Source organism: Dactylosporangium fulvum, assembly GCF_025137375.1.
In the GTDB taxonomy this organism is placed as follows: domain Bacteria; phylum Actinomycetota; class Actinomycetes; order Mycobacteriales; family Micromonosporaceae; genus Dactylosporangium; species Dactylosporangium fulvum.
In genome coordinates this window covers 5,787,879-5,814,110 of the sequence record NZ_CP073720.1, presented here as the reverse complement: position 1 = coordinate 5,814,110, position 26,232 = coordinate 5,787,879, and the positions used below count along the sequence as shown (strand labels likewise).

Here is a 26,232-nt window from a genome sequence, read left to right as displayed (position 1 = left end):
CACTGCCTCAGACCGCGGCCAGGGCCTGCTCGGCCACGACGTCGCCGAGCGCTGCCGTGTCCTCCGCGCCGAGCAGCTGGTCGACCTGGACGAGCAGCAGCATTCGGTGCTGCTGGTGCAGGTTCGCCACCCGGGAGACCACCTTCGCCTGCTCGGCGGACAGCTCCGGCGCCGGCTCCAGCGCACTGCGGTTGACCCGGGCCACCTCGGCGACCGAGTCGACGATGAAGCCGGTCCGCACCCCGCCCAGGATCAGCACGATGATGCGCTGCCGCTCGTCCCGTGCCGCCTTCGGCACACCCAGCCGGGTGCGCAGGTCGACCACTGGCAGCACGGTGCCGCGCAGGTTCACCAGTCCCTCGACGAAGGCGTACGTCTTCGGCACGTGGATGAGCGTCTCCGGCACCCGGATGATCTCCTGCACCGCGTCGACGTCGACCGCGTACTCCTCCTCGTCGAGTCGGAAGACGACGAACAGCTCCTCGTCGCCGCGCCCGTCGTCGGCCATGCCCTGCTCCTCGGTCTGCTCGGGCGCCGTTTCGCCGTCCTGCCGCTCCTGCAACTCCTGACGGATCTCCGGTGAGTCGAACATGCGGTTCACGCTCAGTACCGACACCAGCCGCCTGCCGCCGTCGAGCCGGCACACCGACTCGACCTCCGTCGCCCGGCCACCGGCCGCGACCACGCCCGGCAGCGGCGCGACGAGCTCGTGCGGCACGCGCAGCACCTCGCGCACGGTGTCCATGACCACCCCGACGACCCCGCCGGCCAGCGACACCACGACGATGCGGTTCTGCGGCTCCAGGTCGGCGACCGGCAGCCCGAACACCCGGCGCATGCTCACGACCGGCAGCAGGCGGCCGCGCAGGTCCATGACCCCGAGCACCCGCGACGCCGCATTGGGCACATGACTCACCGACTCCGGCGCCTGCACGATCTCCTGCACCTGGTCGATCGGCAGCGCGTACTCCTGGCCCTCGACCGCGAAGCTCACCAGCTCGAGCGTGTCGTCGCCGTCCTCGTCGGCGGGCTCGACGCCACCGGGACCGGCCGCCGCGACCGTGTCGAGGCCCGCGCGTGTCGTCGCCGTGCCGGCGAACTGCGCGCCGATGAGCTCGTCCACGTCGAGGATCGACGTCATCGCGCCGTCGTCGCTCTTGATGACGCCGACGAGGACCTCGGAGCTCACCGTCGCCTGCACCGACTCGGCCGGTTCGACGGCCTCGGGGTCGACGCTGATCACGCTTGCGACGCGGTCGACGACGAACCCCAGCGGCACCCCGCCGTCGACGACCACGACCCGGGTCGTCTCGTCGTGCGCCGTCTGGGTCAGCTCGCAGCATCGGCGCAGGCTCACCACCGGCAACACCCGGCCGCGCAGGTTCGCCAGCCCTTCGAGGCTCGGCGGGCCCAGCGGCACCTTCACCACGCCCGGCATCCGGATGATCTCCTGCACCCGGCTCATCGGGAACGCGTACCGCTCGCCGGCCATGTCGAACGTGACGAAGTCCGCGCTGTCGCCGTCGATGGACCGGTCCGGCGCGCGCTCATCGACCATGATGCTCGGTTCCTCCACGGTGCACCGCCTCAGCCGTTCTGCAGTTCGTCGGCGAGCGCGGCGATCTGCTCCACCGCGGCGGCGAGCTCCTCGGCGCCCTGCGCCTGCTCCCTTGCGGCCGTCGACGCCTGCGTCGCCAGCTGCTCGGCCTGGTTCGCCGCCGAGGAGATCTGGTCGAGCCCGGCCTTGACCCCGCCGAGCGCCGCGGCGATCTGGTCGGCCGAGTCGCGTACCTCGACGTTGCCGGCACGGACCTCCTGCATGTCGCGCTCGATCTCGGTGAGCCGTGCGGTCGTCGCCCGTGCGGTTTCGACCTCCACGAGGGCCTGCCGGCTCGTCTCGTCCAGGTCGGCCCGCACCTCGACGATGCGGTCCTGGACGGCCTTCACCAGATCCTTGATCCGGTCGGCGTTCTCGGCCGAGTCGCGTGCCAGGTTGCGGATGTCGGTCGACACGACGGCGAAGCCCTTGCCGAACTCGCCGGCCCGCGCCGACTCGACAGACCCGTTGACCGCGAGCATGTTGGTCTGGATCGACACGTTGGCGATCGCGTCCACGATCTTGTCGATCCGGCGGGAGATCTGCTCCAGCTCGGCAACCTTGCGCACGTTCTCGATGCCGCCCCTCGCCGCCTGCTCGATCGCCTCGATCATCGAGTCGACCGACACCTTGTTGCCGGCCAGCTGGGTCAGCATGCTGTCGGCCCGCTCCACGGCCGCGCCGCCGCGCGTCGACGACAGCTGCGCCCCCTGCTCGATCTGGTTGATCGACTCCGTGGTCTGCTGGCCCTTTTCGGCGGCGGTACGCGCACCGGCGCTGATCTCGTTGATCGCCGTGTTGATCTGGCCGGCGGCGCGGTTGATCTCCTCGACGGCGGCTGACAGCTCCTCGGCCGCCGAGGCGACCTCCTCGGCGCTCTTGCTGATGTCGGTGCTCGTGCGCAGCCCTTCGGCGATCTCGGCGAGCACCTCGGCCGCCTGTTCGCTCTGTTGCAGCGCCTGGCTCTGCTGGCCTACGGTCTGCAACGACTCCTCACAGGCGGCCGATTGTTGCTCGGCCGCCGCGGCGATCTCCTCCGACCGGGCTTTGGCGTCGAGCGTGGCCCGCTGCGCCTGCACGGAGGCCGCGGCCATCTCCGTCGCCCCGGTCATGATGGTGACCATGTCGTTGCGGATGGTCTCCAGCTGCTGGGTGACCTCCTTGCCCTTCTCGACCTCGTTGCGCGCGGTCTCCGCGGACTGCTGCACGCCCGAGGCGATGCTGGTGACACTCGTGCGCACCTCGTCGATGAGGTCGCGGATCTGCCTGGCGCTGCGCTCGCTCGTCTCGGCCAGGGTGCGCACCTCGTCGGCGACCACCGCGAACCCCTTGCCGTGCTGACGGGCCCGTGCCGCCTCGATCGCCGCGTTGAGCGCCAGCAGGTTCGTCTGGTCCGCGATGTGCGCGACGGTCTTGACGATCTCGCCGATCTCGTCGGCCTGCTTCTCCAGCTCCGAGATCGTGACCACCGAGGCGGTCTGCCGCGAGGAGGCGCGGTCGACGTTGCTCAGCAGGCTGTCGATCCCGATCCGCGTCTCCACGAGCAGCGTCTGCAACGCCTGGCTGAGATCGGCGACCCGCCGGGTCGTCGTATGCTGCTGGCCTACCCGCTCCTCGACCTGGGTCATCACCGCCAGGCTCTGCTGGGTGGCGCCCGAGGACTGTTCCGCGCCGGCGGCGATCTGTTGCATCGAGTCGCCCAGCTGCCGTGATGCCTCGGACGCCTCGGCGTTCTGGGCGGAGATCTCCGCGGTCGCTGAGGCGATGCGCTCGGCGGCCTGCTGCTGTCTGGCGACCGAGCGGGCCTGACGGCGACTGGCTTCGGTGTCGGCGGGTCGCTGCGCCGACCTGGCTCCGTTCTGGCCGGCCTTCGCAACGTTCGGGCGGCGGGCTGTGTCGGTGGCGCGGCCGTTCGCCGCGCTGGTGGTCAACGGCATGATCGGTCCTCCGGTCGGTGTCCCATGTGGACATCGGCGTGCGAGATGCGTTCCGCCACTGTGCCGCAGCCGACCGCAGGCAGCCGGAAACCGTCCCGATGGAGGGCGGGACCGTGGTGGAGTCCGGAGAAGTGGTCGTGCGGGCGCCGGAACGGCGGTGTTTCGGACAGCGTCGCACACGCCATGATCGCCTTGGGAGAGGTTTCGGCGAAGTTGGATGCACTTGCCGAGCGGGCGGCGGCGGTGGTATGGAAACCGTCCACGAGTCGCCGGTCGCCCCGGAGACGGTGCCGGAGCGGTACCGCGGGCGGCGGCCGGCCCGCGCCGCAATCACGTGGTGGGATGTTTGAGGACGGTGATCCCGGCCTCGTCGTAGACTGTGGTGCCCGGCGGAGCGGGGCGGAACCGGTGCACCGTCGCGGTGCTCACGGCCGTGCCGGCGAGGTCGACGTGCCGCAGGCCGAGCCGGTCGATCAGCGGGACGATCGCGTCGGTGACCGGGGTGCCGCGCAGGCTCAGCGAGTCGAGCTCCGTCACGCCGACGAGTAGTCCCGCCACCATCTCGTCGGTGCCGGCGGTGAGATTGACGCGCAGCCGGTCGAGTTGCGCCGGCAGCAGCGTCGACCCTGCGACGTCCGCCGCCTCGAGGTTGAGGCTGCGCACCGACGGGGACCACGTGCCGTCCAGCCACAGTGTCTGCGCCGCACCGAGGCTCAGCGTGGACACGGCAGGGGCGGCCTCAGCCAGTATCGCATGATCCCACGGACGTGACGGCAGGCCGGTGAGCGCCACGTGGGTCAGTGCGGGAAGTTGCCGGCCGCCGGCACCGGCGTGGAAGGCGCGCGAGTCGGCCAGATACAGGCTCAGGGTCCGCAGCCCCGGGAATCGCGCGAAGGCCGACAAGGCGTCGGCCCTGAGCGTGCACACGCGGTGCCGGAAGACCTCCAATCGCGGAAGGTCCGGCACCGCGGCGAGCGACTCGCCGTCGAACTCGTCGGTCATCAGGTCGAAGGACCGGACCCGGTCGGCGACGGCCGTCAGATCGTCGAGGTCGGCACGGCCCCAGCATTCGGCACCGGCGTGGACGCTGAACGGCGTGCCGTCGTACTGCGGTGGCAGTATCGGGCTCACGACGTGGAACGGCGGCGTGCCTTCCTCGGCATGGTAGAGCCGGGCGTCGTCGTCCGTGAAGCGGCCGCAGCACACGACTTCGACCACGGTCGCCGTGCCGGTCCTGCCGGCCACCGCGAGATTGACCCACTCCGGCACGCGGCCGTCGCGCCACAGCTCGGACACGGCCGTCTCCGGATCGCAGCGGCTCAGCTCGGCGGCACGGCGCCAAGCGCTGTCCCCCGGGTACCTGACCTCACCCGGCCGCGGAGGGTGGCCGTCGTACGACCGGTTGAGCCGCACCCGCAGCACCAGCGTCTCCGGCAACTGCTCGACGACGTACGACTGGGCGAGCGTCCGGGCGTTGTGGGCTGCGGCCGTGAACCGCGCGGTGAAGAGTTCCCGATCCCAACCTACCGGCCCGGCAGTGTAGCGGCCGTCACGGGCACAGCAGGGTCTTGACGGCGCGGCGCTCGTCCGTGGCGCGGCAACCCTCGGCGACCTTGTCGAGGGGGGTGGCATCGTGGGTGTATGCGACTTTCGATCTGGCCCGGTGCCGGGCAACCCTACGACGAGGTGCTCGAGGTTGCGCGGCACGCCGCCGAGACGGGGTGGGACGGCGTTTACGTCGCCGACCACTTCATGCCCAACGCGGGCGCCGGCCGCGACCCCGACCACCCGACCCTGGAGTGCGGGTCGCTGGTAGCCGCGCTGGGGGCCGCCGTGCCCAGGGTGCGCATCGGCACGCTGGTCTACGGCAACACGTACCGCCACCCGGCCGTGCTCGCCAACATGGCCGCGACCGTCGACCACATCACCGGCGGCCGGTTCACGCTCGGCGTCGGCGCGGGCTGGCAGGTCAACGAGCATGAGCAGTACGGCATCGAACTGCCGCCGGTGAAGCAGCGCCTCGACCGGTTCACGGAGGCGTTGCGGGTCCTCCACGGCCTGCTCCGGCAGCCGAGGACCACGATCGACGGCGAGTACTACCGGCTCACCGACGCCGTCTGCGAACCGAAGCCGGTCCAGGACCCGTTGCCGATCCTCGTCGGCGGCGGGGGAGAGCACCGCATGCTGCGGATCGTCGCCGAGTACGCCGACGTGTGGAACACCTGGGGCCGGCCGGACCTCATCGCGCACAAGTCGGCGGTGCTGAACGAGCACTGCGCCGCGGTCGGGCGTGACCCGAAGGCGATCGCCCGCACGGCCCAGGCGATCACCGTCGTGCGGGGGCCGCTGCCGGACGGCATGCCGCTGCCCGTCATCGGCGGGTCGCCGGAGCAGCTGGCGGAGACGGTCGCCGAGTACCGCGAGATCGGCCTCGACGAGCTCATCGTGCCCGACGGCATGCTCGGCAAGGGCGTTGACCGGCTCGAGGCGATGGACGTCGTCCTGGGCATCGTCCGCGGCTGACCCGGGACTTCATGATCCGGCCGCCGGCGGATCGGGTGGATCGATCGGGGATCGAGGTCTTACCGGCGGCGTGAGCAGGACCGCCCGGTTATGCCACCGGAACCTCGCTGCCCTCGAGCACCCGCTTGAGGGCAGCGAGGTCGGCGAGCACAGCCTCGGCGTCGCGGTCGAAGTCGGCGTCGGCCACACCCGGCCGGCGCCGCAGCGTGAACACCACCTCGCTGTGGCTCCCGTCGGCGATCACCCGCATCGGGTTGTGGAAGGTCTCGCCGGACGCGAGCGTGACGTCGTGGTCGAGCACGCCGAAGGGGTTGCGGGGCGCGAAGTCCAGCAGGAACCGGCCCATGCCCGACTCGGCGACCCACCGGCCGTCGACCAGCTCGACCGAGGTGCACAGGCCCGGCGCCCAGGCGGGCAGGTTGGCCGGGTTCGCGGCATACTCGTACACCTCCTCCAGCGGCCGGTCGATGAAGGTGCTGAGGTGCCGGGACTCCCCGTGCCGGTGGCCGTCGGCCGGATGCGGCAGGTCGGCCGGGAGGGCGAGCGTCACCGAACCGAGTGCCGCATCACCGAGGCCGCAGTACATCCGGAAGCGCCCGTCGGGCAGCGCCTCCAGCGAGCCCGGGAACACCACGTCGGAGATCACCGGGTATTTCGCCGGGGCGGGCGGGAAGTCGTCCCGGACGGCGACGACCACCGGCGCCGTTGTCGTCCGCCGGTCCGGGTCGATCGTCCACCACGCCGCCGCGTACCGCTGCGTCGAACCCTCCTCACCGAGCGCGATGTGGCCGAGGACCCCGACGGTGCCGCCGCCCAGGTCGTACAGCTCGTTCGTGCCGACCTTCGTGTCCGGCGCGACCTGGTCGATGAACACGTGCGCCGACGCGATCAGCTCGGGGGTGATGCTGGTGTACGAGTCGGTGACCGCCACGCTGATCCGCCCGATGCCGGCGGTCCCGCCCTGGGGGCGGCCGCACACCACGACGTCGCCGTCCCGCTGCAGCAGCCGGATGTCCTTCATGCCCGGCACCTCGAGGAACGGCTTCGCCGGGTCGAGGCTGCGCACGTCGGGGGCGGCGTGGAACCGGGTGACCGGCAGCGGGGGAGTGTGGCCGTGGTCGAGCGTGACGACCCCGAGGACCAGCTGCGGCCGGCCGCCGGGGCCGGTCATCCAGGCGGCGAACGGGTCCTCGGCGGCGGTGAAGACGGGTGCGTCCGGCACCGGGTGCCAGCCGTCGGGCGTCCGCTCGAAGAAGTGGACCTGCGGATCCCACGACGCCTGGTCCCGCCAGTAGCTCTTGGGTGACTCGACCCGGACCGCCAGCCAGGTCCGGTCGGGTTCGGCGATGAGGCACGGGTTGTACGCCAGCCGCTCCCCGGTGCCGGGCACATGGTCCAGCTCGCCGCGCGGCCGGTCCGCGCGGCGGCGGTAGGCGGCGACGAGCTCTTGGTAGGTACTTCCGGTCATGAGGTCAGCATGTGCGCTCCGCGGCGGGTGCGGTGGGACATCGGCCGGCCCGTCACCCGGTGGATCACGGGCCGGCCGTCACCCCGCCGGGGTGGCCCGCCGCGGTCGCGTCAGGGCCGCTTGCACCCAGCCGCCGCAGATCGCCTCGGCCGTGACGTCGCGGGGTGGCACCCGATCATGCCGGGCGCTCACCCGGCCCGCCGCGGCCGGCGCGGAACAATGGGTCGGTGGAGACATGGGACGCGATCCAGGCGCGGCGTGACGTGCGGGAGTTCGCCGATCGCCCGGTACCGCAGCCGCAGCTCGACCAGATCCTCGACGCCGGGCGCCGGGCACCGTCGTCGCAGAACACGCAGCCGTGGGACTTCGTGGTCGTCACCCAGCGGGAGCGGCTGGGTGAGCTGTCCACGGTGTGGCAGGGTGCCGGCCACGTGGCGCAGTCCGCGGCCACGGTCGCGCTGGTCGCGCCGATCCCGCGGGACGAGCACCAGCGCACCCAGATCATGTTCGACCTCGGCCAGGCCGCGATGAGCATCCAGACCGAGGCGGCGGACCTGGGCATCGGCACCGGCCACTCGGCCGTCGGCGACCAGGAGCGGGCCCGCCGGATCCTGGGGATTCCCGAGGGCCGCTTCTGTGCGTACCTCATCCCGATGGGGTATCCCGCCGACCGCCCGCTCCAGCCGGTCGAGCGGCCCAACCGGCGCCCCTTCAACGAGGTCGTGCACCGCGAGCACTGGTGACCGTTGACGCCGCGCCGTTCCGCGCGGGCGCGGTGTCACCGTTCCGCGCGGGCGCGGTGGGCCGCGACGTTGACCCGGTTGGCGCATCCCGTCGAGCAGAACCGCCGCCGTCCGTTGCGGGACGTGTCGACGTACACGATCGCGCAGCCCTGCCGGGCGCACCGCCCCAGGCGCGTGCCGCCGGCGCCGCAGAGCGCGACCGCGAGCCCGCCCGCGACCGCGGCGCGGATCCGGGCGACCGGATCGTCGGTGTCGGTGATGTAGTGCAGGTGCGGGCCGTGACCGTCGTGCATGGACACCCGCACCGAGGTCGTGGCGTCCGCCAGGAGCCGGTTCACCAGGTCGAGCTGCCGCCGGGGGTCGGGTTCGCCGAACACCGGACGGACCTGCTCGACCCACGCCGCCAGCTGCCGCGCCTGCACGGTGGTGAGGACCCGGCTCTTCATCTCGTGCTCGGTGAGGAGCTGTTCCAGCGCCGCCGGGCCGGACCCCTCGGCGTTGAGCAGCGCGGCGGCGAGGAACGTGCCCGTGCCGCCGTAATGGTTGAATTGCACAAGGCCATTACAGCACGCTGGTGGCATGATGAACTGCACCGCATGCGGGCGGCCGGCGGCGATCGCCGAGGTCGAGTCCTCCCACACGACGTCGGAAGGGGTCGTGCGATACCGCCGCTGCGCCTGCGGCGGCCGCTGGATGGAGCTTGCGCAGCTGGTCCTGGCCGCGAGCAGCGTCACGCCGCCGGGTCGCCGGTCCGGCGGGTGAACGCACCCACCCGCTCCACCGCGTCCGCGGCCTCCGGCAGGAACGACCAGAACAGCTGGACGTCACCGGGATGAGCGGAGCAGGGTGCGCAACTCCTCGCGCTCGTGCGGCAGGCCCGCCCGGCTGAACCAGATGATCATGTTGGCGATGCCGTTCCAGCATTCGTCGTTCTCGACAAGTGCTGTCAGGAACGCGTGCTGGGCGGGGTGCAGCGGGGTGCCCGGAGTATGCCGGGCCGGAAACGCTCGCTGCAGCAGCGGGCCCCAGTCCGAGTCGACCGTGTACGCGTTGGTCATGCGTGCCACCGCGAGCGCCTCGTCCCGGATCTCGGTGAAGGTGGTCGTACGCCGGAGCAGGGTCTGGACGAGCGCGAACCGCAGCCAGCCGTCCAGCAGCATCTCGTGATCGGCGAACCAGCCGTCGGCCGTCTCCGGGTCCAGCAACGCCTCCCGGACCACCGCGAGCGCGGCCGGTTCACCGTCGAGCGCGGGTGCCAGCGCGGCATACGCGCGGACCGCGGGCTCGGCGTCCGTCAGCAACTCGCGCGGCGCTACACCCCATCGGGCCACGGTCAGCGCCGTGTTGGCCCGCTCGTGCGGCGGCCGCTGCCGCACTCGCTCGAGCATCCGCTCGGCCACCGCCTGCCGCGACTCGGCCAGGTCCGGGGCGAGCAACAGGTGCCCCGCGGCGCCCTCGGCAGCGGTACGGACGGACTCGTCGGCGTCGTCGAGGTACAGTGCGACGACCTGGAACAGGTCCCGCCGGATCGCCCGGCAGGCCGCCACGTCGGCTTCGTCGTCCTCGTCCGGTTCGTCCTCCTCGTCCTCATCGTCGGGGTCCTCGCCCCACGAGGCGCTCTCCGCGACGTCGCCGAGCCACTCCAGCAGCGCCGCCCGCAGCGGCCGGGCCCGCTCGTCCCACGGTAACGCGCTCTCGCACGGTATCAGCGTGCGAGGATCGCCGAGGATCCCCGCGACGTACAGTGCGGTGGGTGCCGTCGCCGAGTAGATGCTGCCCTGGTGGAGCACGGCGGCGTCGAGCACCCCGAGCACGGACCCCGCCGTGTCCGGATCCCCGCTGAGCAGCCCGACCAGCCGTTCGGGCAGGTCGGCCGCGTCGGTGTACGCATGTTCGAGCGAGGCCCAGTCGGTGTCGGCGAGCACGGCTTCGGGGTCGATCACCGCGCCATCATGATCGCTGCCCCCTATGTCGGTCAAACCTGGATTTCGGTGGCTCCGGCGTAATGATCCGGCGGTCCGCTGACACAAGCAGAGGTGTCACTGTTGCCGAGACAAGTCAGGAGCCCGGATGCCCCCCTCGGGAATCCGCGGAGCGGGCTGGTTCACCGGTCTGTACACCGCGCACCATTCGCAGGTCGTCAAGTATGCGTTGCGCCGACTGGGCGACTTGGACACTTCGATGGACCTCGCACAGGAGGTCTTCGTCGTGGCCTGGCGGCGGCGCGTCGAGGTGCCCGACCACAGCCTGCCGTGGTTGTACGGGGTGGCCCGGCGCCTGCTGGCCAACCACTGGCGGGCCAGGCGCTCGGCGCCGACGGTCGTGCCGCTCGCCGGGGACGAGGAGCCCGCCGCCTGGCGGGGCCACGACGCCGGTGACCGGCTCGGTGACGTGACCGCCGCGCTCGCCTCGCTGCCGGACAAGGACCAGGAGATCCTCCGGCTGATCGGGTGGGAGGAACTGACCGTCACCGAGGCCGCCGTGGTGCTCGACTGCCGGACCACGACCGCGGGGGTCCGGCTGCACCGCGCGCGGCGCCGGCTGGCCGAGGCGATCCGGTCGTTCCGTGCCGGGCGCGATTCCGTAACTACAGCGAAGGAGATCAGGCATGTTTGACGAACACGGCACCCGAGCACTGCTGGGCCCCGAAGACCCGGTCCGTAACGTCACCGTCCCCGCACCGCACGCGTCGGCGCTCGACGTGATCGCCATCGCCGACAGCCGGCCGGCGCCGGCGGGGCACCGGCGCCGGCTCGTGCTGGCCGCTGCGGCGGTCGCCGTGGCGGGAGTCGCCATCTCGGCCTACGTCGTGACCCGGCCGGACCCGGCACCGCCCGCACCGCAGGCGGATCCGGACCCGGCACCGCCCGCACCGCAGGCGGTGCCGCAGCCCGCCCTGCGGATGGGGCCGGTCGTCCGGCCGGCGGCGCTGCAGTACAACAGCGATCCGCCGCCCGCGGGAGCGCAGCTGCGTGCGCTGGCCGACCGTCTCGCGCCCGCCCCGGTCGACAGCACGTCGGGTCGCTACAGCCACATCCGCACGGCGAGCTGGAACGCGGTGTTCGACGACGCCCCGGGCGGCAACACGCAGATCATCCGGCCGCAGGACAAGGAGATCTGGTACGCCGCCGATGCCTCCGGCAGGGTCAAGGTGACCCCGTTGCCGCCGGTGTACCCCAACGAGGCCTCCCGGCAGTACTGGGAGCGCAAGGGCGTCCCCGGAACCGGGACCGGCGCCAAGGTCGACGACCCGCCGGCGGGCTGGGCCGGACCGCGACAGCCGTTGCCGGCAGACCCGGCGGCCCTCGCCAAGCGGCTCGGCACCGAGCGCGGTGCGCAGAGCGTGTTCTTCAGTGTCCGTGACGTCTACACGGTCCATCTGATCCCGCAGCAGACGCGGGCGCGGATCCTGCGCATCCTGGCGGACCTGCCCGGGGTCGCGTGGCGCGGCTCGGTCACCGACCGTGCCGGCCGCACCGGGGTGGGGATCTCGGTCGACACGCCGGACGCGCGGGAGCTGCTGATCTTCGACCCGAGCACCGGCACGCTGCTGGCCTGGGACGAGGTCGAGAAGCCCGCCGACACCGTCGCCGGTGCCACGCTCATCCTCGTTCAGGAGCACACCGAACAGCTCGGCTGAGCAGGCGGGACCGGCCGGCCCGGGCCGGACCCGCGCACGGTCAGCCGAGCCGGTCGGCGAGCCAGGGTCGCAGGATCGGCAGGACGGTGGCGGCCTGCATGGCCTGCGTGTGGTCCAGACCTTCCAGGACGCGTACCTGCCAGCCGAGGGCTTCCAGCTCGGCGCGCCCCCTGACGACGGGGCCGGCGAGGCTGACGTGGACCCCGCCCCAACGCTCCTCATACGTGATCTCGTCGGCCGAGCCCACGAAGCACAGCCGGGGGCAGGTGAGCCGGGCCAGGGCGGCGCGGTCGTCGAAGTCCCGCAGCGCCTCGTACAGCGTCGCGAACTGGCGGGTCTGCGCCTCGGACAGGGTCATCGGCGCCGTCGACCAGTCCGGCTCGTCGGACGGCGGCGCCGGCACGGGCGGTGCCGCCGCGTTTGCCGTGGCCATCGCGTGGGTCGCCGTGGTGACCCGGAGCATTTCCTGGTTCGGCTGGTCGAGCGGCGGATATCCGCCCATCACCAGTGCCGTGAGGCGGTCGGTCCGGACGGCGAGCTGCAGGCCGCTGACCGCCAGCCAGGAGTACCCATAGTACGCGAACCGGTCGGCGCCCGCGGCGTCGGCGACGGCCAGCAGGTCGGCGGCGACGTTGTCCGGTGTCAGCGTGGCGGGTTTCGGCACCTGCAGGCAGTGGCCCTCGTAGTCGAAGGCGACCACCCGGAACCTGTCGCTCAGGCCGTCGACGAGCGTGCGGCCGAGGGCCGGGTCGGCGCCCCACTTGCGCAGCTCGTCGGCCTGCGGCCCCTCGACCGGCCGCGGGTTGACGGGCAGCAGCACCGTGGGGCCCGCACCGTGCACCTCGATGCTGATGGTGTTGCCGTCATGGAGTCGTACCTCGGGCGATGCAGTCATGACCTTAACCGTATCGTTGAACCGCCCAGTGAAGGTTCAGCGCGACTTCACGCTGATGGTCGGGCACCAAGTCTCAAACAGCGGTACACCGCCCTGGGCATCCTCCGCACCGGGGCTGACCCTCACCAGCTGGTGAAGTCCTCGGCGAGCCCGCCCGCGAAGACGTTGCGGGCGTGCTCGCGCATCCGGGGACCGTACCGGCGGTCGGCGGCGAGCGCGGAGTAGCCGACGCGGTGCTCGTCGTCCAGCAGGCCGGCGGTGTCGGCGAGGTACACGTCGAAGCCCGGGTACATCAGCTCGATGCACGGCAGGTCGTCCACGTCGAGCGCGAACACCGGGTATTCCCCGTGCTCGCCGGCCACGCCGGTCGCCAGCACCCGCCGCGAGTCGCTGCCGCCGGGCAGCAGGAAACACTCGTCGAACCGGTCCACCAGCGCCGGGTTGTCGTAGATCGAGCCGAACCCGTCGCCGTATTCGTCGCGGGCGAGCTGCCCGATCGACCGGGGCGTGAAGGTGTACCCCGCGTCGAACCAGCCGGATCGCCGCAGCATCCCGGTGTCGAAGGCCAGCCAGCGCCGCAGGCTCGGCGGCAGCGGCCGCCCGCTCGGAAACGCGGCCGTGGCGAGCACCTCCGCGGGCATCGGATCGGCGTCGCCGTCCACCCAGGGGCCGGCCCACGGGTTGTAGTCCAGCACCAGCCGCCCGGGGTCGGCCCGGACCGTGTCGACGACCCTCTCGACGAGCGCCTCCCCGTGCTCAGCGCCGCTCATGTCCTCGGTCATCCGCCCGACCCTAGGGCACACCGGTCCACATGGGAGGGTCGGGGTCAGGTGGCGATGCCGACCGTCCGGTGCACCGACTCGGGCTGGTCGATCAGGGCCAGCATGTGGTGGGCCACGTCGGCGCGCGGGACCGTCAGGCCGCCGCGGACGTTGCGGTCCAGCGCGGTGCGGTACCTCCCGGTCAGCGGCTTGTCGGTCAGCCTCGGCGGGCGGGAGATCGTCCAGTCCAGGTCGCTCGCGCGCAGGACGTCCTCCATCCGCGCCAGGTCGGCGTAGTGCGTGCGGAACGCGGTGCGGGCGAAGCGTGCGCCCAGGTGCCGCATGAAGAAGCCGTCGCCGGGGTCGTGGCGCGGCGGGTTGGGGCGGGCCGGCGACGGCACGGTGCCGATGGGCGCGGCGCTGACGACGACGATCCGACGCGCACCCGTCTCCCGCATCGCCTCGATCACCGCCTGCGTGCCGCGCCGTGCGACGCCGGCCTCCGCGGCGGTGCGGGCACCGAGGCCGGACAGCACCGCGTCGGCGCCTGTGGCTGCCGACCGCAGCGCCGCCGGATCCGGCCGGGCGAGGTCGGCGGCGACCACGCGGACCGGCAGCCCGGCGAGCCTGTCCGGGTTGCGGACCAGCGCGGTGACGTCGTGGCCGGCGGCGACGGCCTGGTCGAGGAGGTGCCGGCCGATGCCGCCGGTCGCCGCGACGATGGTGAGCTTCATGATCGGATCCTCTCCATCTCAAACAATATGGAAACCATATCATATGAACCACCTGGTTCCGCGCCGGGTTGACAACGCATCCGACCACGTGTCGCCACGGCGCCGGGGACAGCGGACGCCCGCCTTCACCCGCGGCCACCGGATAACCTGCTGCCTCATGACGAACATCGAGAGCAGCGCACCGGCCTGCCTGACAGCGCGGGGCCGGCCCGCGTTTGTGGTCAACGTCGAGGTCTTCCTGCATCGCGACGGCCGCTGGCTGCTGATCAGGCGGGGTGCCGGGGAGTCCCATGCCGCCGGGCTGCTCAGCGGCGTCGGCGGCAAGGTGGAGCCCGGCGGGGTCGCACCGGACGTGCTCGAGGCGACCGCCCGCCGGGAGGTCGCCGAGGAGATCGGCGTCGATCTCACCGGCGTCCCCCTCACGTACGCGGCGAGCTCGCTGTTTGTCACCGACGACGGCGACCCGGTGGTCAACGTCGTGTTCCGCGCACCCGTGCCCGCCGGCGCCGAACCGGTCGCGGCCTCCGCCGACGAGGTGGCCGACCTGCTGTGGCTCACCCCGGCCGAGGCCGAGGCGAGCCCCGACTGCCCACCCTGGGTGCTGCGCGACCTGCGCGCGGCGGCGGCGCTGGGATGACCGCTCCGTTCGAGGACGGTCCGGCGCACTCGTCACGGCAACACGGTTGACCCTCACACGGTGTCAGGCGTCAGGATGGAGCCGTGTTCAGCATCGGGGAGTTCGGAGTGCTCGGGCGGGTGTCGGTGCGCATGCTGCGCCACTACGACGCCATCGGGCTGCTCCGGCCGGCGGTGACCGATCCGGCCACCGGATACCGGTTCTACCAGGCCGACCAGTTGCGCCGGCTCAACCGGGTCGTCGCGTTGAAGGATCTCGGCCTGAAACTCGAGCAGGTCGCCGACATTCTCGACGAGAAGGTCACCACCGCCGAGATGCTCGGCATGCTGCGCCTGCGCCGGGCGCAGCTGGAGGCGCAACTGTCCGCGGACGCCACCCGGCTGCTCCGGGTCGAGACGCGGCTGCGCATGATCGAGGAGGAGGGACACATGCCTACCGAGGACGTGGTGCTCAAACGGATCGCACCGGCCCGCGTCGCCGAGCTGTCGGCGCCGGCCGCCAGCTACGAGGGGACCGACGTCGGCCCCGTGATCGGGCCGCTCTACACGGAGATGTGGCGGCGCCTGGAGGCGGCCGGGCTCCGCCCGTCCGGTGCCCCGATCGCGTACTACGTGCCCCTGCCCGACACGCCGGAGGTCACGGTGCACGCCGCCGTCGAGGTGGCCGCCGACACCGCCGGCCCGGACGATCTCGAAGTGCTCGACCTGCCCGGCATCGAGACCGCCGCGACGATCGTGCACCGCGGCTCGATGGACGAGGCGGACCGCAGCATGCAGATCCTGGCCCGCTGGATCGACGACAACGGCTATCGGCCGGTGGGCCACGCGCGGGAGGTGTGCCTGGAGTTCGACCCGCAGGAGCCGGCCAACTGGGTCCACGAGTTCCAGCTCGAGGTGGTGGCCCGCTCAGCGTAGCCAGCCGGGCCGGACCAGGCCGGCCTCGTAGGCGAACACCACGAGCTGCGCCCGGTCGCGGGCACCGAGCTTGACCATGGACCGGGAGACGTGGGTCTTCGCCGTCGCCGGGCTCACCACGAGGCGGGCCGCGATCTCGTCGTTGGACAGGCCGGTGCCGACCAGCGCGACGACCTCGCGTTCCCGCTCGGTGAGCTCGGCGAGCCGCCGCGGCGGGGCCGGGGCGGCGGTCCGTGCCGCGAACTGTTCGATCACCCGCCGGGTCACGCTCGGCGACAGCAGGCCGTCACCGGCCGCCACGACCCGCACGCCGTTGATGAGCTCGGCCGGCATGGTGTTCTTCACCAGGAATCCGGCCGCTCCCGCCCGCAACGCCTCGGCGACGTACTCGTCGAGCTCGAACGTCGTGAGGACCACGATCCGCACCCCGGCCAGCGCCGGGTCGGCGGCGATCTGGCGGGTCGCGGCGAGACCGTCGACGCCGGGCATGCGGATGTCCATGAGGATCACGTCGGGGCGGACCTGCCGGGCCAGCCGGACCGCGTGCGCGCCGTCGCTGGCCTCGCCGACCACCTCGATGTCCGGCTCGGCGGCCAGCAGGGACCGGAAACCGGCGCGGACGAGGGCCTGGTCGTCGGCGAGGACGACCCGGATCACGGTGCGGGCTCCGGGTCGAGGGGCAGGTCGGCGCGGACCCGCCAGCCGCCACCGGGTTCCGGCCCGGTGGCGAGGGTGCCGCCCAGCGCGGCGGCGCGCTCCCGCATGCCGGTGATGCCGTTACCCGCGGGGGCGTCGGCGGGCTCGCGGGCGCCGCCGTGGTTGTCGATCTGGATCACCAGCGCCTCCGGCCGGTACTCGACGGTGATGGTCGCGGCGGCGCCCGCGCCGGCGTGGCGCCGCACGTTGGTCAACGCCTCCTGGACGATCCGGTACGCCGCCCGGTCGACGCCGGACGGCAGCGACCGGGGCTCGCCGTCGACGACGGTCCGCACCGGCAGGCCGGCGTCGGCGGTCAGCTCGTCGAGCCGGTCCAGGCCGGGCGCCGGGGCCCGCGGCGCGGCCTCCCCGGTCGGGTACAGCGTGTTCAGTACCGACTGCACCTCACGCAGCGCCTCGGCGCTGGCCCGGTGGATGGTGTCCAGGGCGAGCCGCGCCTCCTCGGGCTCGCGGGCCATGAGGTGCAGGCCCACCCCGGCCCGCACGTTGATCAGCGACAGGTGGTGGCCGAGCACGTCGTGCAGCTCGGCGGCGATCCGCAGCCGCTCCTCGCTGGCCCGGCGGCGGCGCCGCTCCTCCTCGAGCCGCCGCTGCTCCCGGATGGCCTGCTTGGCCAGCCGCACGGCCTCCGTGCCCATCTCGGTGACCAGCCCCGCCCCGGCGAGGATCGCCGCCACGGTCAGCGCCCGGCCCGCGGTCGGCCCGTCGAGGACGGCCCACACGGCATACGAGGCGGCGGCGACGCCCCACGCGACCCAGCGGTGCCCGGCGGTGATCGCGGCCGAGGCGGCGATGACCGGCGCCATGAACGTGATCCCGTCCGGGCGGTCCAGCACGTGATACGTGACGATCGCCGCCGCCACGATGATGCCGTTGACCCGCGGCCTCTTGTGCCGGTCGGCGAGCGCCAGGCCGCTGAGGACGAGCAGCACGTAGCCGGCGACGCCGACGTCGGCCGGCTCGCCGCGCGTGAGCGCCGCGGTGCCGAGCGCCTGAACCAGCGCGGTCAGCACCGCCAGGCCGGGGCCTGGCCGCTGCTCCACCCGCGGACCGGACTGGGTCATGCAACGAACTGTAGAGCAGCCGCGCCCGGACGCGGCTACTCCGGCGGTCACTGCTGGTCGAGCAGCGACGGGGTGTCCGGGCAGCGCAGGCAGACGAAGACGCGCAGCGCGCCGTGGCGGCCGACCACCACGCCCGTCGGCTCGCGGGCCTCGTCCGGGTCCGGGTCGTCGGCGAGGCGCCAGCGGTCCGGGGTGCCGCCGTCGTACTCCTTCGAGTCGACGACGAGCAGCAGGTCCGTCGGGCCGGCGCACCGCGGGCAGGGCGTCTCGCCGAGGTCGGTGAGGCTCCAGTCGGCGTGGCCGCCGACCTTCCAGCCGGGTGCCAGGGCCAGTCCCGGGTAGCCGGCGCCGACCCGCGAGCGGATGGTGTCGGGCAGTTCCTGCGGGAACGGGTACTCGACGACCCGCTGCGGGTGCAGCCGGCACGGCACCGGCACGAGGTCGTCGTCGGCGGGCTCGCCGTCCGGCGGTTCGGCGAACGGGCCGGTGAGGTCGGCCTCGCACCGCCAGCGCAGGTGGACGGTCGGGCCGGTCGGGCCGGCCGCGTGCAGGTGCGGGCACCACAGCACCTGGAGCAGGTCGGCACCGCCGGGCCGGGGCAGGTCCGGGATGTCGGCGGCCCGCAGCTGCGCGACGGGGATCAGCGGGTTGGGCCGCGGATGCGGCCGTTCCCCGAACCGCCGGCCGACGACCGGGCCACCGCCGACCGAGCCGAAGCCGGAGTACCCGGGCCCGACGACCGCCGCGATCTCCCGGTGCAGCGCCACCTCCTCCTCGGTCATGACGTGCCGCTGGACCCGCTGCCGCTCGGCGTCGCGCAGCCGCCGGACGAGGTCGCCGGGCAGCGGCACGTCCTGCATCGCGAAGACGGGCGCGTCGCAGGTGGGCCACGGCTCGCCGGCCGGCCAGCGCAGGGGCCCGCCGACGTGGCTGTCCGCGGCGGAGACCTCGCCGGGCCGCGGGTGCAGCCGGGTCGCGGTCCGCTCGTACGCGGCCAGCTCGGGAATTGCGGCGAGCAGCTCCCGGACGTCACGCATCCCCGGGCACCGCCCCGAAGGGCACCGGCGGCGGGACGGTGCAGGTGCTGGTGACCTCGGCCGAGGTCCCGCTCCCGGCGGCCTCCAGGAGCCGTTCCATGACGTCGAGGACGTGGTACGCCAGGTCGCCCGACGCGCGCGGCGGTGTGCCGTCGCGCAGGGACCGGGCCAGGTCCGCGACGCCGTAGCCGCGGGCCGCGTCGCGGTATCCGGCGCGCTCCGGCACGTCGACCCATTCCTGGGCCGTCGCGGTGAACAGCCGCACCGGGCCGGCGAAATGGTTCGGGTCCGGCACCGACAGGGAGCCGGCGCTGCCGTACACCTCGATCCTGGGCAGCTGGCCGGCCCAGACGTCGAAGCTCATCATGAGCGTCGACAGCGCGCCGCCGGCGTGCTCCAGAACGCCGGTCACGTGGGTGGCCACGTTCACCGGGAAGACCGTGCCGGCGCGCGGGCCGGCGCCGATCTCGCGGGTCGCCCGCGGCGCGGCGGTCATGCCGGTGACCCGGCGGACCGGTCCGAGCAGCGTGACCAGCGCCGACAGATAATACGGCCCCATGTCGAACAGCGGGCCGCCGCCGGGCTGGTAGTAGAACTCCGGCGACGGGTGCCAGCGCTCGTGTCCCGGGGTGACCATGAAGGCGGTCGCGGCGACCGGGGTGCCGATGTCACCGGCCGCCAGGCTCGACCGGGCCGTCTGCAGGCCGGTGCCGAGCACGGTGTCGGGTGCGCAGCCGACGGCGAGGCCGGCGCGGGCGGCGGCGTCGAGGACGCTGCGCGCCTCGGTCGTGTCGGCCGCGAGGGGCTTCTCGCCGTAGACGTGCTTGCCGGAGGCGATCGCGGCGAGCGCCACGGCGGCGTGGGCCTGCGGCACCGTCAGGTTGAGCACCACGTCGACGTCGTCGGCGGCGAGCAGTTCGTCGGGCGCACCGGCCCGAACACCCGGAAAGTCCGCGGCCAGGGCGGCGGCGCGACCGGCGTCGAGGTCGGCGACGCGGGTCATGGTGACGCCGGGCAGCCGGGCGAGGGTGGTGGCGTAGGCGGCGCTGATCTTGCCGGCGCCGATGATGCCGACGTTCAGCGCGTCGCCCATGCCAGCCCCCGCATGATGATCTCGTCGTGCTCGGGGACCTCGAGGTCCTCGAGGCGGTGGCCGACGGTGGTGACGAACACCTTGCCGGCGCCCCACCGGGTCGTCCACACGACCGGCATGGCGACGCCGTCGACGTCGGTGACCGCGTGGACGTCGATCGACGGGTCGACGTGCACCTGGTACTGCTCGGTGTGGACCGTGAACGGGCCGATGCCGGCCACGACGGGGTGGCCGGAGGTGGGCCGCACCTCGTAGGTGACGAAGTCCGGCGGGTGGTGCACGAACTGGCCGCCGGTCAGGTGCTGGTAGTCGGGGGAGGCGCGGAACGCGTCGACGATGCCGCCGTGCCAGCCGGCGAACCCGGTGCCGGCGCGCACGGCGGCGGACAGGCCGGCGAACTGCTCGGCGGTGATGGTGCCCATCGTCCAGCACTGCACGACGAGGTCGGCGCGGCCCAGCAGGTCGGCGTCGAGGTACACGTCGAGACTGTCCGACGTGACGACCTCGGCGCCCCGGTCGCGGAGCCGGGCGACGTAACGATCGGTGGCCTCGACGGGGCGGTGGCCCTCCCAGCCGCCGCGGACCACGACGGCAGTGGTCATGTCTGCCGCCAGGTGTGGACGGGGATGAAGCCCAGCGGGTCGCGGCTCAGGCGGGTGGAGACCGGCACGGTGAAGCCCTCCAGCGGTAGGGACTTCGGATGGTACCGGCTGAGCGGCTCCGCCGTCGGCCGCAGTGCGGTGGTGTCCCGGTCGGCGGCGCCGATGCCGGACGTCTGGCTGCCCGATGTCCACAGTGGAGTGATCTGGCATCCCGATCCGCCGCGACCTCATCGTCCTGCGCAACTCTGGGCCGGCGCGCGATGCGCCTGCTGCACGAGCGGATCACGACCCCGGCCACGGTGGCGGCGTATGCGGCCCTCGCGGCCGAGGGCGACGCCGTGCGACGGGCCGGGCCCCGATCCTGTTCGAGGCGTCTGCGGCAGCGGCCCGCGACGACCGGCCGGGAGCGTGCTGGTAGACAGGCACGGTGAGCATCGTGGTTGGTGACGGCGTGCACCTGCCGTCGGGTGACTTGGCGCGCACCGGCGGTTGCCCGGGTCCCGGGGTGGTGAACCGTCCGCGGGTTCGCCTGCGGCTGGCCGCTTCGGGTGCCGGGCCGGCGTTGCCGACAGTCGCCGGCGGTGTGGCCTACCTCGGTGATGCCGAGGGTCGCGTCCAGGCCGTCGACACGGCGAGCGGTGGCACGCTCTGGCAACACCGGCACGAACTGCGTCACGAGGACGGCTCGGCGGCGCTGTCCGCGGTGGCGGCGCTGCCGGCGGTGACCGGGGATCTGGTGTTCGTCGAGGCGGGCGAGCAGGTGTTCGCACATGATCGCCGCACCGGTCGGGTTCGGTGGCGGATTCCGGAGATCAGCAGCCACCACGGCGCCGTCGCCGGCGATGTGCTGCTGGTCCTTCACGACCTGCACACGGCAGCCGCATATGACGCGGCCACCGGTGACCGGCGGTGGCGTGTGGCATCGGCCCCGGACGGCGGGTTCGGCCTGCTGGCGTCGTTCCCGATGGTGGCCGGCGGCCGAATGTTTCTGACCGAGGGGTTCGAGGGCAACCACACTCACGGTGGCCTGCACGCCGTCGACCTGGACACCGGTGCGCTGCTGTGGGGCTTCCACGACACGCAGCTCGAGTGCGAGCGCCCCGGCTGCGAGGGAGATGACCTGACCGTCGCGCCGAACCATCCGGTGTACGCTCGGGGCCTGGTCTGGGTGGTTCGGGGCCGGTGGTGCGGGGCCGACGGGACGGCCTCCTTGGAACTGGTCGGTTTTGATCCGCAGACCGGCAGGGAACACGTCGCGCTGGCCGAGCCGGACGGCGTGGACGTCGGGGACGTCTTCGGCGCGGCTCCGGTGTTCGGCCCCGATCTGGTCTACTGCCCCAGCGGCCAGGGGCTGCACGCACTCGACCCCGCCACCGGGCACCTGCGGTGGAGCCGCCGATTCGCCGCACCGGTGGTGGGGACGCCGCTGCTCGCCGGCCGGACGCTCCACCTGGCTGTCGAAGGCGGGCAGCTGCACGCGGTTGACGCCGGCACCGGCGAATCCCGATGGGACCTGACACTGGACGAGCCCACCAGTTGGTCGGCGGACGCTCCCGGCGAGTACGACGAGGTAGCCACCCCGCTCACCCTGGCCGGCGGCGTGTTGTACGTCGCGACCGACAGCGCCGTCCTGGCGCTGAGCTGAGGCGGTGCCGCGCCGGCAGGGGGCGGACCGGGCAGGTCAAGGACCCTGGCGACGGGGCCGCCGGACTTCCCCACGCCGCCGGCGACCCTCGGGGACATGTCATGAGACAGGACACGCCTCACGGCGGTCAGGTCACGGATGCGTCGCCCAACGATCCGGCGCTGAACCTGGCGGATCACGAACCCTCGCCCCGATCACCTCGCCTACCGATGCGCCATGAACGACGGGACTGGCCTATCTGCGGTCCGGCCGGTGGCGGCCATGATCGCGATCATGAGTGTGGCGGCTGAGCGCGGCTGGGTGGTCCGGCCATGGTTCATGGTCACGGTGCCACCACCCGGGCGCAGGCGCCGCCGTCTCAGCACCGCCGTGCGCCTGTGCCCTGTTCCTCGACGCTCCGCCTTCATGATCGTGGGAAACTTCGGGCTGCCCCGGAGCCTGTTGCGTAATTCGCTGGGACAGCGTTGGCGGCCCAACTACGCGCCGATCTTGGAGTTGTGGCGCCATGAACCTCCGAATTTGTCCGGGTTTGTCAAGGACCACAACTCCAAGATCGGCGCGGTTTTGTCGGGGGTTGACGCGCGAGGGATCCGAATTGCGCAACAGGCTCCCCGGCGACCAGGAGTTTCCCACGATCATGCTCCGGCCGGCCGCGACCCGGCGCCCTCGTCCCATGCCCAGCACGGTATGGACAAACCGGACCCGGGCGGCGGAGCACATGGTCCGCTGCCCAGGTGCGGCCACACGGCTTCCAGGCGCGGCACCGCCACCTGGCGCAGACACGGGCCGGCTTCCGCCCGCACAGCTTCCCGGGCGCAGCACTCCCCACCGCGCGTCTGAGCGCACATGCGGCGCGGATTTCATGATCACGGACGTTTTGCGGGGTTCCAGGCCCGCGAAAGTTCCGTGATCATGAAACGCGACCCCCCTCGGTCCGGTGCTTGGCCATGATTGCGGTAAGACCGCGATCACGTGTGAACCCCGAAGGTCGCCGCCGTAAGAACGTCGGGCTTGGTCGAGCCCGTGGCCAGGGCCACTGGCTAGAACGGTGACGTCGGGTTCTCGCTGCTGATCTCACTCTTCGCCGCACCCGTCCACGGGCCCTCCTCGGCGTGGTCCACGCCGATGACGCGGTCCCGGCGGCCGTGTCCGAGCAGGGCACGCGTCGCGGTGGGGAACAGGCGGCGGACGGCGGTGGCGCCGTGCACGGCGACCACCGTCCCGACCGCCTCGGCCGGCAGCCGCCCGTCCGGCGCCCCGGCCCGCAGCGCATCGAGTTGGTCGAGCGCCCCGGCCAGCCTGCCGCGGAGCCGGCTGATCACGCGCGATCCGGCGGCGGTGCGCCGCGGCACGAACCAGAGCGCGACCACGACCCCGGCCAGGGCCACAGCGAGACCGGCCGCCGGATCGAGCAGCCCCGCGGCGCCGATCCGGGCCGTCGCCACCCCCGGCACGGTGACGAACACGACGGGGAACACCACGCGCACCCATGGCCGGCGGAGCAGACCTTGCCGCTCAAGCCGCCGGCGCAGGTCGCGCAGCGCGGTGCGGACGCGCGGCTTCAGGGGCAGTTCGCCGGGGTGGAGCCGGCCTACGAGAGCGGCGAACAGCACCCGCTCCAGCGGCTCGCCGTCGCGGGGTGACGAGCCGGTTCGCTCGAGGCGTCCACGCTGGTCGGCGTCGAGCAGGCCCCGCGCGTACAACATCGCGAGACCGGTCCGCAGGGCCGCCCGGTCCCCGCCGGCGAGGCAGGCGACCTCCGTCGCCGACAGGCCGGGTTGCTCTCCGTCGATGTCCACGGTCGCAGTGTGCGGCGGTGACCGTGACGCGGACCACTGCGCGGCGCGAAACCTGCGCAAACCTTGCGGTGCTCAGGTCCCGGCTGCAGCGTCGCGCAGATGACCGCCGGTCGACCGCGGCGTCCACGTCGTCGGTGTGGACGCACAGCTCGAACTGCCGGGCCTTCCGCACCCGGACCGTGCGGCCGTGCGCACCGGGCTCGCCGGCGGTGACCGCGGCCAGCGCCAGCTCACCGCCGCCGTCCAGTTTCAACGCGACGAACTCGGCGAAGCCGGGCAGGTCCGCGACGGAGATGATCGGAACGCCGCTCGGAACCTGCCCCACCGTGACGGCCGGTCACCTGAGCAGGAGGTTGACGACCACGGTGAGGATGATCGACAGGAGGATCGAGCCGACGATCATCAGCAGGCAGCCCAGCGCGCCGCCGAGCGGGCGGATCTCGACGTTTCCGAATCGCATTCCTCCCGGCTACCCCGCGCCCGGCCGGATCACACGGGGCGGTGCCACCCCGGGTCTCACCCAGCCGCGGTCAGCGACAGGGCCAGCGCGGCGGTGGCCGTGAAGTCGATCGCCGGCTCGACGCTCGGCCAGGCCCGCACGTCGTCGAGGAACCGGGCGTCGGTACGGTCGAACGCGGCGAACCGGTTGCCGCCGCCGGCCGGGCAGGACCGGGCGCCGTCCGGGATGCCGATGTCGGTGAAGTTGTCGGCGCCGTTCGGGCCGTTCACCACTGCGCCGCGGATGACCGGGCGGCCGCCGGTGAGCGAGCCGGACAGGTTCGCCACCTGGTGCTGCGGGCAGTGGGCGAAGTCGGCACCGGCGCCGATCATCAGCGACACGCCCCAGCCGTTGACGCCGAACGCGAAGTCGCGCTGCGCGGTGCCGAAGGCGTCGTACAAGCGGTCGCCGGTCACCGTCCGGTACAGCCGCGCGGTCGCGGCGAAGCCGAAGCTGCGCGAGGCCGCGTCGAAGTCGGCGACGTCGGCGGCGTGCCCGAGGAGGTTGCCGGCGGCGGCCTCGACACCCGCGTCGAGCTGGCGGCGCAGGTCGGCGACGAGCTGCCGCTCGGTGACCTCGCCGTCGAGCCGGGCCGCCCGCAGCGCGGTGATCAGCTCGGCGTGCGCGATGGCGCTGGTGTCGTACAGGTTGAGCGTGTCGCGGCTGCCGGAGCCGAGGTACACGGCCGCCCAGTGCGTCGCGTCGCGCAGCCAGCCGTCGGCCCGCGGGTCGCCGAGCAGCCGGGCGGCGCGCGCGAGCTCGACGGCGCCGTACTCCAGGTCGTCGGCCCACGAGTCCTCGGGGTAGTACGCGTGCGGGTAGGCGGTGACGAGTTCCCCGACGTCGGTCGTGCGGGCGCGGGCGAACAGCGACGCGGCCTCGCCGAGCCAGTGCCGGGCGGCCGTCCGGTCGCCGCGCCGCGCCGCGGCCTGGGCACCGAGTGCGAACGCCGCCGCGAGCCGCCCGGCGAGGTTCGGGCTCACCGGGCCGCCGGCCGGTCCGCCGACAAACACGGGACGGTACTTCAGGAAGTACGACTCGTCGCCGGGCCCGGTCACGAGCGCGTCGTCGGCCTCCGGCAGGCGCCACACGTCGTGGTCGCCGAGCAGGCCGAGCTCCTCGCTGCCGGTGCCGATGCCGACCTGGACGTAGAGGACGCCGCGCCCGGCGTCCCACATCTTGTCCAGCCAGCGCAGGCCGTGTTCGGCCTCGGCGCCGATCCCGCTGCCGCCGGCCCGCTCGGCGAGCAGCAGCGCCGCCACCGAGTATGCGGTGGTGTGGGCGAACTTCACGTAGTCCCCGGCGTCGAACCAGCCGCCCTCCACGTCGACCGGCCCGCCGATCGGGGTCGGGCGCTCGGCCAGCACGTCGCCGCCGTCGCCGGTGAAGTTCGGCACGTCGTACACCGTCGCGCGCCGGTCGGTGAGGTGCGACGGCCGGCGGTGCAGCGGGCCGGGCACCACCGCGGCGCCGTCGCGCTGGACCGTGAAGAACGACACGGCGTCGCGCGTGAGCGGGCCGAACAGCTCCGCCGCGGCCGCGACGCGGAACTGCGGTGAGACCGCGCCGCCGGCCCGCACCGTGTAGGTGCCGGGGGTGCGCAGCGGGCTGAGGTCGATCGGGTGGACCGCCCCGTAGCGGGCGTTCCAGGCGCCGGCGCTCGGCCCGACCCGGCCGGTGAGCACCGTGCGGCCCCGGGTGTCGCGGACCGTGAACGGCGCGCCGGCCGTCGCGCGAGTCGCGAGCAGGTAGCCACGCTTGGCCTCGCCGGTGGCGTAGCCGACCTGGTCGACGCGGATCACCGCCTGCGGGGCGGCGGCCGTGGCGGGCGGTGCGGCCGCGGCGGCGGGAGCGGCGGTGGCCGCGCCGAGCGCGAGGACCGTGGTGAGGGCGGCGGGGGCGAGCAGTCGTGGCACGGCGACCTCGC

At 73.2% G+C, this 26,232-nt stretch carries 25 protein-coding genes; 8 read left to right on the top strand and 17 right to left on the bottom strand.

Features of this window, described 5'->3' with window-relative positions; translation table 11 throughout:
• Nucleotides 1–7: 7 nt before the first annotated feature.
• The 3 genes from Dfulv_RS27330 to Dfulv_RS27320 form a co-directional block, all read right to left on the bottom strand.
• On the bottom strand, nucleotides 8–1,558 hold the full coding sequence (locus Dfulv_RS27330) for a chemotaxis protein CheW (protein WP_259856305.1): 1,551 nt from the start codon (nucleotides 1,556–1,558) through the stop codon (nucleotides 8–10).
• A 29-nt stretch (nucleotides 1,559–1,587) separates the two neighbouring features.
• The gene (locus Dfulv_RS27325) at nucleotides 1,588–3,534 is read right to left on the bottom strand and encodes a methyl-accepting chemotaxis protein (RefSeq protein WP_259856304.1); all 1,947 of its coding nucleotides are present in this window, start codon (nucleotides 3,532–3,534) and stop codon (nucleotides 1,588–1,590) included.
• A 330-nt stretch (nucleotides 3,535–3,864) separates the two neighbouring features.
• Nucleotides 3,865–4,971 (bottom strand): hypothetical protein, encoded by a 1,107-nt coding sequence (locus tag Dfulv_RS27320; RefSeq protein ID WP_259856303.1) that lies wholly within the window; start codon nucleotides 4,969–4,971, stop codon nucleotides 3,865–3,867.
• Between the two features lie 204 nt (nucleotides 4,972–5,175).
• Here Dfulv_RS27320 and Dfulv_RS27315 point away from each other — a divergent pair, with 204 nt between their 5' ends.
• Complete coding sequence (locus tag Dfulv_RS27315; protein ID WP_259856302.1) at nucleotides 5,176–6,057, top strand: TIGR03560 family F420-dependent LLM class oxidoreductase; 882 nt, start codon at nucleotides 5,176–5,178, stop codon at nucleotides 6,055–6,057.
• A gap of 88 nt (nucleotides 6,058–6,145) precedes the next feature.
• Here the strand turns inward: Dfulv_RS27315 and Dfulv_RS27310 are convergent, their stop codons facing one another.
• A complete protein-coding gene (locus Dfulv_RS27310) occupies nucleotides 6,146–7,525 on the bottom strand; it encodes a DUF1861 family protein (RefSeq protein ID WP_259856301.1) in 1,380 nt (459 codons plus the stop codon).
• Nucleotides 7,526–7,752: 227 nt separating this feature from the next.
• Here Dfulv_RS27310 and Dfulv_RS27305 point away from each other — a divergent pair, with 227 nt between their 5' ends.
• On the top strand, nucleotides 7,753–8,268 hold the full coding sequence (locus Dfulv_RS27305; protein WP_259856300.1) for a nitroreductase family protein: 516 nt from the start codon (nucleotides 7,753–7,755) through the stop codon (nucleotides 8,266–8,268).
• 35 nt (nucleotides 8,269–8,303) lie between these two features.
• Here the strand turns inward: Dfulv_RS27305 and Dfulv_RS27300 are convergent, their stop codons facing one another.
• On the bottom strand, nucleotides 8,304–8,822 hold the full coding sequence (locus tag Dfulv_RS27300) for a CGNR zinc finger domain-containing protein (protein WP_259856299.1): 519 nt from the start codon (nucleotides 8,820–8,822) through the stop codon (nucleotides 8,304–8,306).
• A 25-nt stretch (nucleotides 8,823–8,847) separates the two neighbouring features.
• Here Dfulv_RS27300 and Dfulv_RS27295 point away from each other — a divergent pair, with 25 nt between their 5' ends.
• Nucleotides 8,848–9,030, top strand: coding sequence for a hypothetical protein (locus tag Dfulv_RS27295; RefSeq protein ID WP_259856298.1), 183 nt, complete (start codon nucleotides 8,848–8,850; stop codon nucleotides 9,028–9,030).
• 62 nt (nucleotides 9,031–9,092) lie between these two features.
• On the opposite strand, the gene Dfulv_RS27290 is transcribed toward Dfulv_RS27295, so the two are convergent.
• Complete coding sequence (locus Dfulv_RS27290; protein ID WP_259856297.1) at nucleotides 9,093–10,211, bottom strand: hypothetical protein; 1,119 nt, start codon at nucleotides 10,209–10,211, stop codon at nucleotides 9,093–9,095.
• A 127-nt stretch (nucleotides 10,212–10,338) separates the two neighbouring features.
• Here Dfulv_RS27290 and Dfulv_RS27285 point away from each other — a divergent pair, with 127 nt between their 5' ends.
• The gene (locus Dfulv_RS27285) at nucleotides 10,339–10,884 is read left to right on the top strand and encodes an RNA polymerase sigma factor (RefSeq protein ID WP_259856296.1); all 546 of its coding nucleotides are present in this window, start codon (nucleotides 10,339–10,341) and stop codon (nucleotides 10,882–10,884) included.
• Nucleotides 10,877–11,908: a CU044_5270 family protein gene (locus Dfulv_RS27280; RefSeq protein ID WP_259856295.1), complete on the top strand. Its 1,032-nt coding sequence runs from the start codon at nucleotides 10,877–10,879 to the stop codon at nucleotides 11,906–11,908. Before Dfulv_RS27285 ends, Dfulv_RS27280 begins: the two co-directional genes overlap by 8 nt.
• Before the next feature lie 40 nt (nucleotides 11,909–11,948).
• Here the strand turns inward: Dfulv_RS27280 and Dfulv_RS27275 are convergent, their stop codons facing one another.
• The 3 genes from Dfulv_RS27275 to Dfulv_RS27265 all read right to left on the bottom strand — a co-directional run bounded on the left by Dfulv_RS27275 (nucleotide 11,949) and on the right by Dfulv_RS27265 (nucleotide 14,298).
• Nucleotides 11,949–12,803: an alpha/beta fold hydrolase gene (locus Dfulv_RS27275; RefSeq protein ID WP_259856294.1), complete on the bottom strand. Its 855-nt coding sequence runs from the start codon at nucleotides 12,801–12,803 to the stop codon at nucleotides 11,949–11,951.
• 122 nt (nucleotides 12,804–12,925) lie between these two features.
• Nucleotides 12,926–13,585 carry a hypothetical protein gene (locus Dfulv_RS27270; RefSeq protein ID WP_259856293.1) on the bottom strand — a complete coding sequence of 220 codons (660 nt, stop codon included), beginning with the start codon at nucleotides 13,583–13,585 and terminating at the stop codon, nucleotides 12,926–12,928.
• A 44-nt stretch (nucleotides 13,586–13,629) separates the two neighbouring features.
• Nucleotides 13,630–14,298: an NAD(P)-dependent oxidoreductase gene (locus tag Dfulv_RS27265; protein WP_259856292.1), complete on the bottom strand. Its 669-nt coding sequence runs from the start codon at nucleotides 14,296–14,298 to the stop codon at nucleotides 13,630–13,632.
• Between the two features lie 157 nt (nucleotides 14,299–14,455).
• On the opposite strand from Dfulv_RS27265, the gene Dfulv_RS27260 reads away from it, so the two are divergent.
• Together Dfulv_RS27260 and Dfulv_RS27255 are read left to right on the top strand one after the other, a co-directional pair.
• The gene (locus tag Dfulv_RS27260) at nucleotides 14,456–14,935 is read left to right on the top strand and encodes an NUDIX hydrolase (RefSeq protein WP_259856291.1); all 480 of its coding nucleotides are present in this window, start codon (nucleotides 14,456–14,458) and stop codon (nucleotides 14,933–14,935) included.
• 83 nt (nucleotides 14,936–15,018) lie between these two features.
• A complete protein-coding gene (locus Dfulv_RS27255) occupies nucleotides 15,019–15,849 on the top strand; it encodes a MerR family transcriptional regulator (protein ID WP_259856290.1) in 831 nt (276 codons plus the stop codon).
• Here the strand turns inward: Dfulv_RS27255 and Dfulv_RS27250 are convergent.
• The 5 genes from Dfulv_RS27250 to Dfulv_RS27230 are packed head-to-tail and all read right to left on the bottom strand — an operon-like array spanning nucleotide 15,841 to nucleotide 20,362.
• Nucleotides 15,841–16,506, bottom strand: a complete 666-nt coding sequence (locus tag Dfulv_RS27250; protein ID WP_259856289.1) for a response regulator transcription factor — start codon at nucleotides 16,504–16,506, stop codon at nucleotides 15,841–15,843. The genes Dfulv_RS27255 and Dfulv_RS27250 overlap by 9 nt on opposite strands.
• Nucleotides 16,503–17,630, bottom strand: coding sequence for a sensor histidine kinase (locus Dfulv_RS27245; protein WP_259856287.1), 1,128 nt, complete (start codon nucleotides 17,628–17,630; stop codon nucleotides 16,503–16,505). Before Dfulv_RS27245 ends, Dfulv_RS27250 begins: the two co-directional genes overlap by 4 nt.
• A 47-nt stretch (nucleotides 17,631–17,677) precedes the next feature.
• The gene (locus tag Dfulv_RS27240; RefSeq protein ID WP_259856286.1) at nucleotides 17,678–18,667 is read right to left on the bottom strand and encodes a hypothetical protein; all 990 of its coding nucleotides are present in this window, start codon (nucleotides 18,665–18,667) and stop codon (nucleotides 17,678–17,680) included.
• Entirely contained in the window at nucleotides 18,660–19,760 is a 1,101-nt protein-coding gene (locus Dfulv_RS27235; RefSeq protein WP_259856284.1) for a Gfo/Idh/MocA family protein, read from the bottom strand. Before Dfulv_RS27235 ends, Dfulv_RS27240 begins: the two co-directional genes overlap by 8 nt.
• A complete protein-coding gene (locus Dfulv_RS27230; protein WP_259856282.1) occupies nucleotides 19,745–20,362 on the bottom strand; it encodes a ThuA domain-containing protein in 618 nt (205 codons plus the stop codon). Before Dfulv_RS27230 ends, Dfulv_RS27235 begins: the two co-directional genes overlap by 16 nt.
• A 427-nt stretch (nucleotides 20,363–20,789) precedes the next feature.
• On the opposite strand from Dfulv_RS27230, the gene Dfulv_RS27225 reads away from it, so the two are divergent.
• Nucleotides 20,790–22,007 (top strand): PQQ-binding-like beta-propeller repeat protein, encoded by a 1,218-nt coding sequence (locus tag Dfulv_RS27225; protein ID WP_259856280.1) that lies wholly within the window; start codon nucleotides 20,790–20,792, stop codon nucleotides 22,005–22,007.
• 1,040 nt (nucleotides 22,008–23,047) lie between these two features.
• Here the strand turns inward: Dfulv_RS27225 and Dfulv_RS27220 are convergent.
• The 3 genes from Dfulv_RS27220 to Dfulv_RS27210 form a co-directional block, all read right to left on the bottom strand.
• Complete coding sequence (locus Dfulv_RS27220; protein ID WP_259856278.1) at nucleotides 23,048–23,806, bottom strand: TIGR04222 domain-containing membrane protein; 759 nt, start codon at nucleotides 23,804–23,806, stop codon at nucleotides 23,048–23,050.
• 337 nt (nucleotides 23,807–24,143) lie between these two features.
• The gene (locus Dfulv_RS27215) at nucleotides 24,144–24,266 is read right to left on the bottom strand and encodes a hypothetical protein (RefSeq protein ID WP_259856276.1); all 123 of its coding nucleotides are present in this window, start codon (nucleotides 24,264–24,266) and stop codon (nucleotides 24,144–24,146) included.
• Between the two features lie 56 nt (nucleotides 24,267–24,322).
• Entirely contained in the window at nucleotides 24,323–26,221 is a 1,899-nt protein-coding gene (locus Dfulv_RS27210; protein WP_259856274.1) for a glycoside hydrolase family 9 protein, read from the bottom strand.
• Nucleotides 26,222–26,232: the final 11 nt, after the last annotated feature.

Bases quoted from the DNA above. Each gene is read 5' to 3' on its own strand.
- Dfulv_RS27330 (WP_259856305.1), bottom strand. From the start codon at position 1,558: ATGGTCGATGAGCGCGCGCCGGACCGGTCCATCGACGGCGACAGCGCG.
- Dfulv_RS27325 (WP_259856304.1), bottom strand. From the start codon at position 3,534: ATGCCGTTGACCACCAGCGCGGCGAACGGCCGCGCCACCGACACAGCC.
- Dfulv_RS27315 (WP_259856302.1), top strand. From the start codon at position 5,176: ATGCGACTTTCGATCTGGCCCGGTGCCGGGCAACCCTACGACGAGGTG.
- Dfulv_RS27310 (WP_259856301.1), bottom strand. From the start codon at position 7,525: ATGACCGGAAGTACCTACCAAGAGCTCGTCGCCGCCTACCGCCGCCGC.
- Dfulv_RS27295 (WP_259856298.1), top strand. From the start codon at position 8,848: ATGATGAACTGCACCGCATGCGGGCGGCCGGCGGCGATCGCCGAGGTC.
- Dfulv_RS27285 (WP_259856296.1), top strand. From the start codon at position 10,339: ATGCCCCCCTCGGGAATCCGCGGAGCGGGCTGGTTCACCGGTCTGTAC.
- Dfulv_RS27280 (WP_259856295.1), top strand. From the start codon at position 10,877: ATGTTTGACGAACACGGCACCCGAGCACTGCTGGGCCCCGAAGACCCG.
- Dfulv_RS27275 (WP_259856294.1), bottom strand. From the start codon at position 12,803: ATGACTGCATCGCCCGAGGTACGACTCCATGACGGCAACACCATCAGC.
- Dfulv_RS27270 (WP_259856293.1), bottom strand. From the start codon at position 13,585: ATGACCGAGGACATGAGCGGCGCTGAGCACGGGGAGGCGCTCGTCGAG.
- Dfulv_RS27265 (WP_259856292.1), bottom strand. From the start codon at position 14,298: ATGAAGCTCACCATCGTCGCGGCGACCGGCGGCATCGGCCGGCACCTC.
- Dfulv_RS27260 (WP_259856291.1), top strand. From the start codon at position 14,456: ATGACGAACATCGAGAGCAGCGCACCGGCCTGCCTGACAGCGCGGGGC.
- Dfulv_RS27245 (WP_259856287.1), bottom strand. From the start codon at position 17,630: ATGACCCAGTCCGGTCCGCGGGTGGAGCAGCGGCCAGGCCCCGGCCTG.
- Dfulv_RS27240 (WP_259856286.1), bottom strand. From the start codon at position 18,667: ATGCGTGACGTCCGGGAGCTGCTCGCCGCAATTCCCGAGCTGGCCGCG.
- Dfulv_RS27235 (WP_259856284.1), bottom strand. From the start codon at position 19,760: ATGGGCGACGCGCTGAACGTCGGCATCATCGGCGCCGGCAAGATCAGC.
- Dfulv_RS27230 (WP_259856282.1), bottom strand. From the start codon at position 20,362: ATGACCACTGCCGTCGTGGTCCGCGGCGGCTGGGAGGGCCACCGCCCC.
- Dfulv_RS27215 (WP_259856276.1), bottom strand. From the start codon at position 24,266: ATGCGATTCGGAAACGTCGAGATCCGCCCGCTCGGCGGCGCGCTGGGC.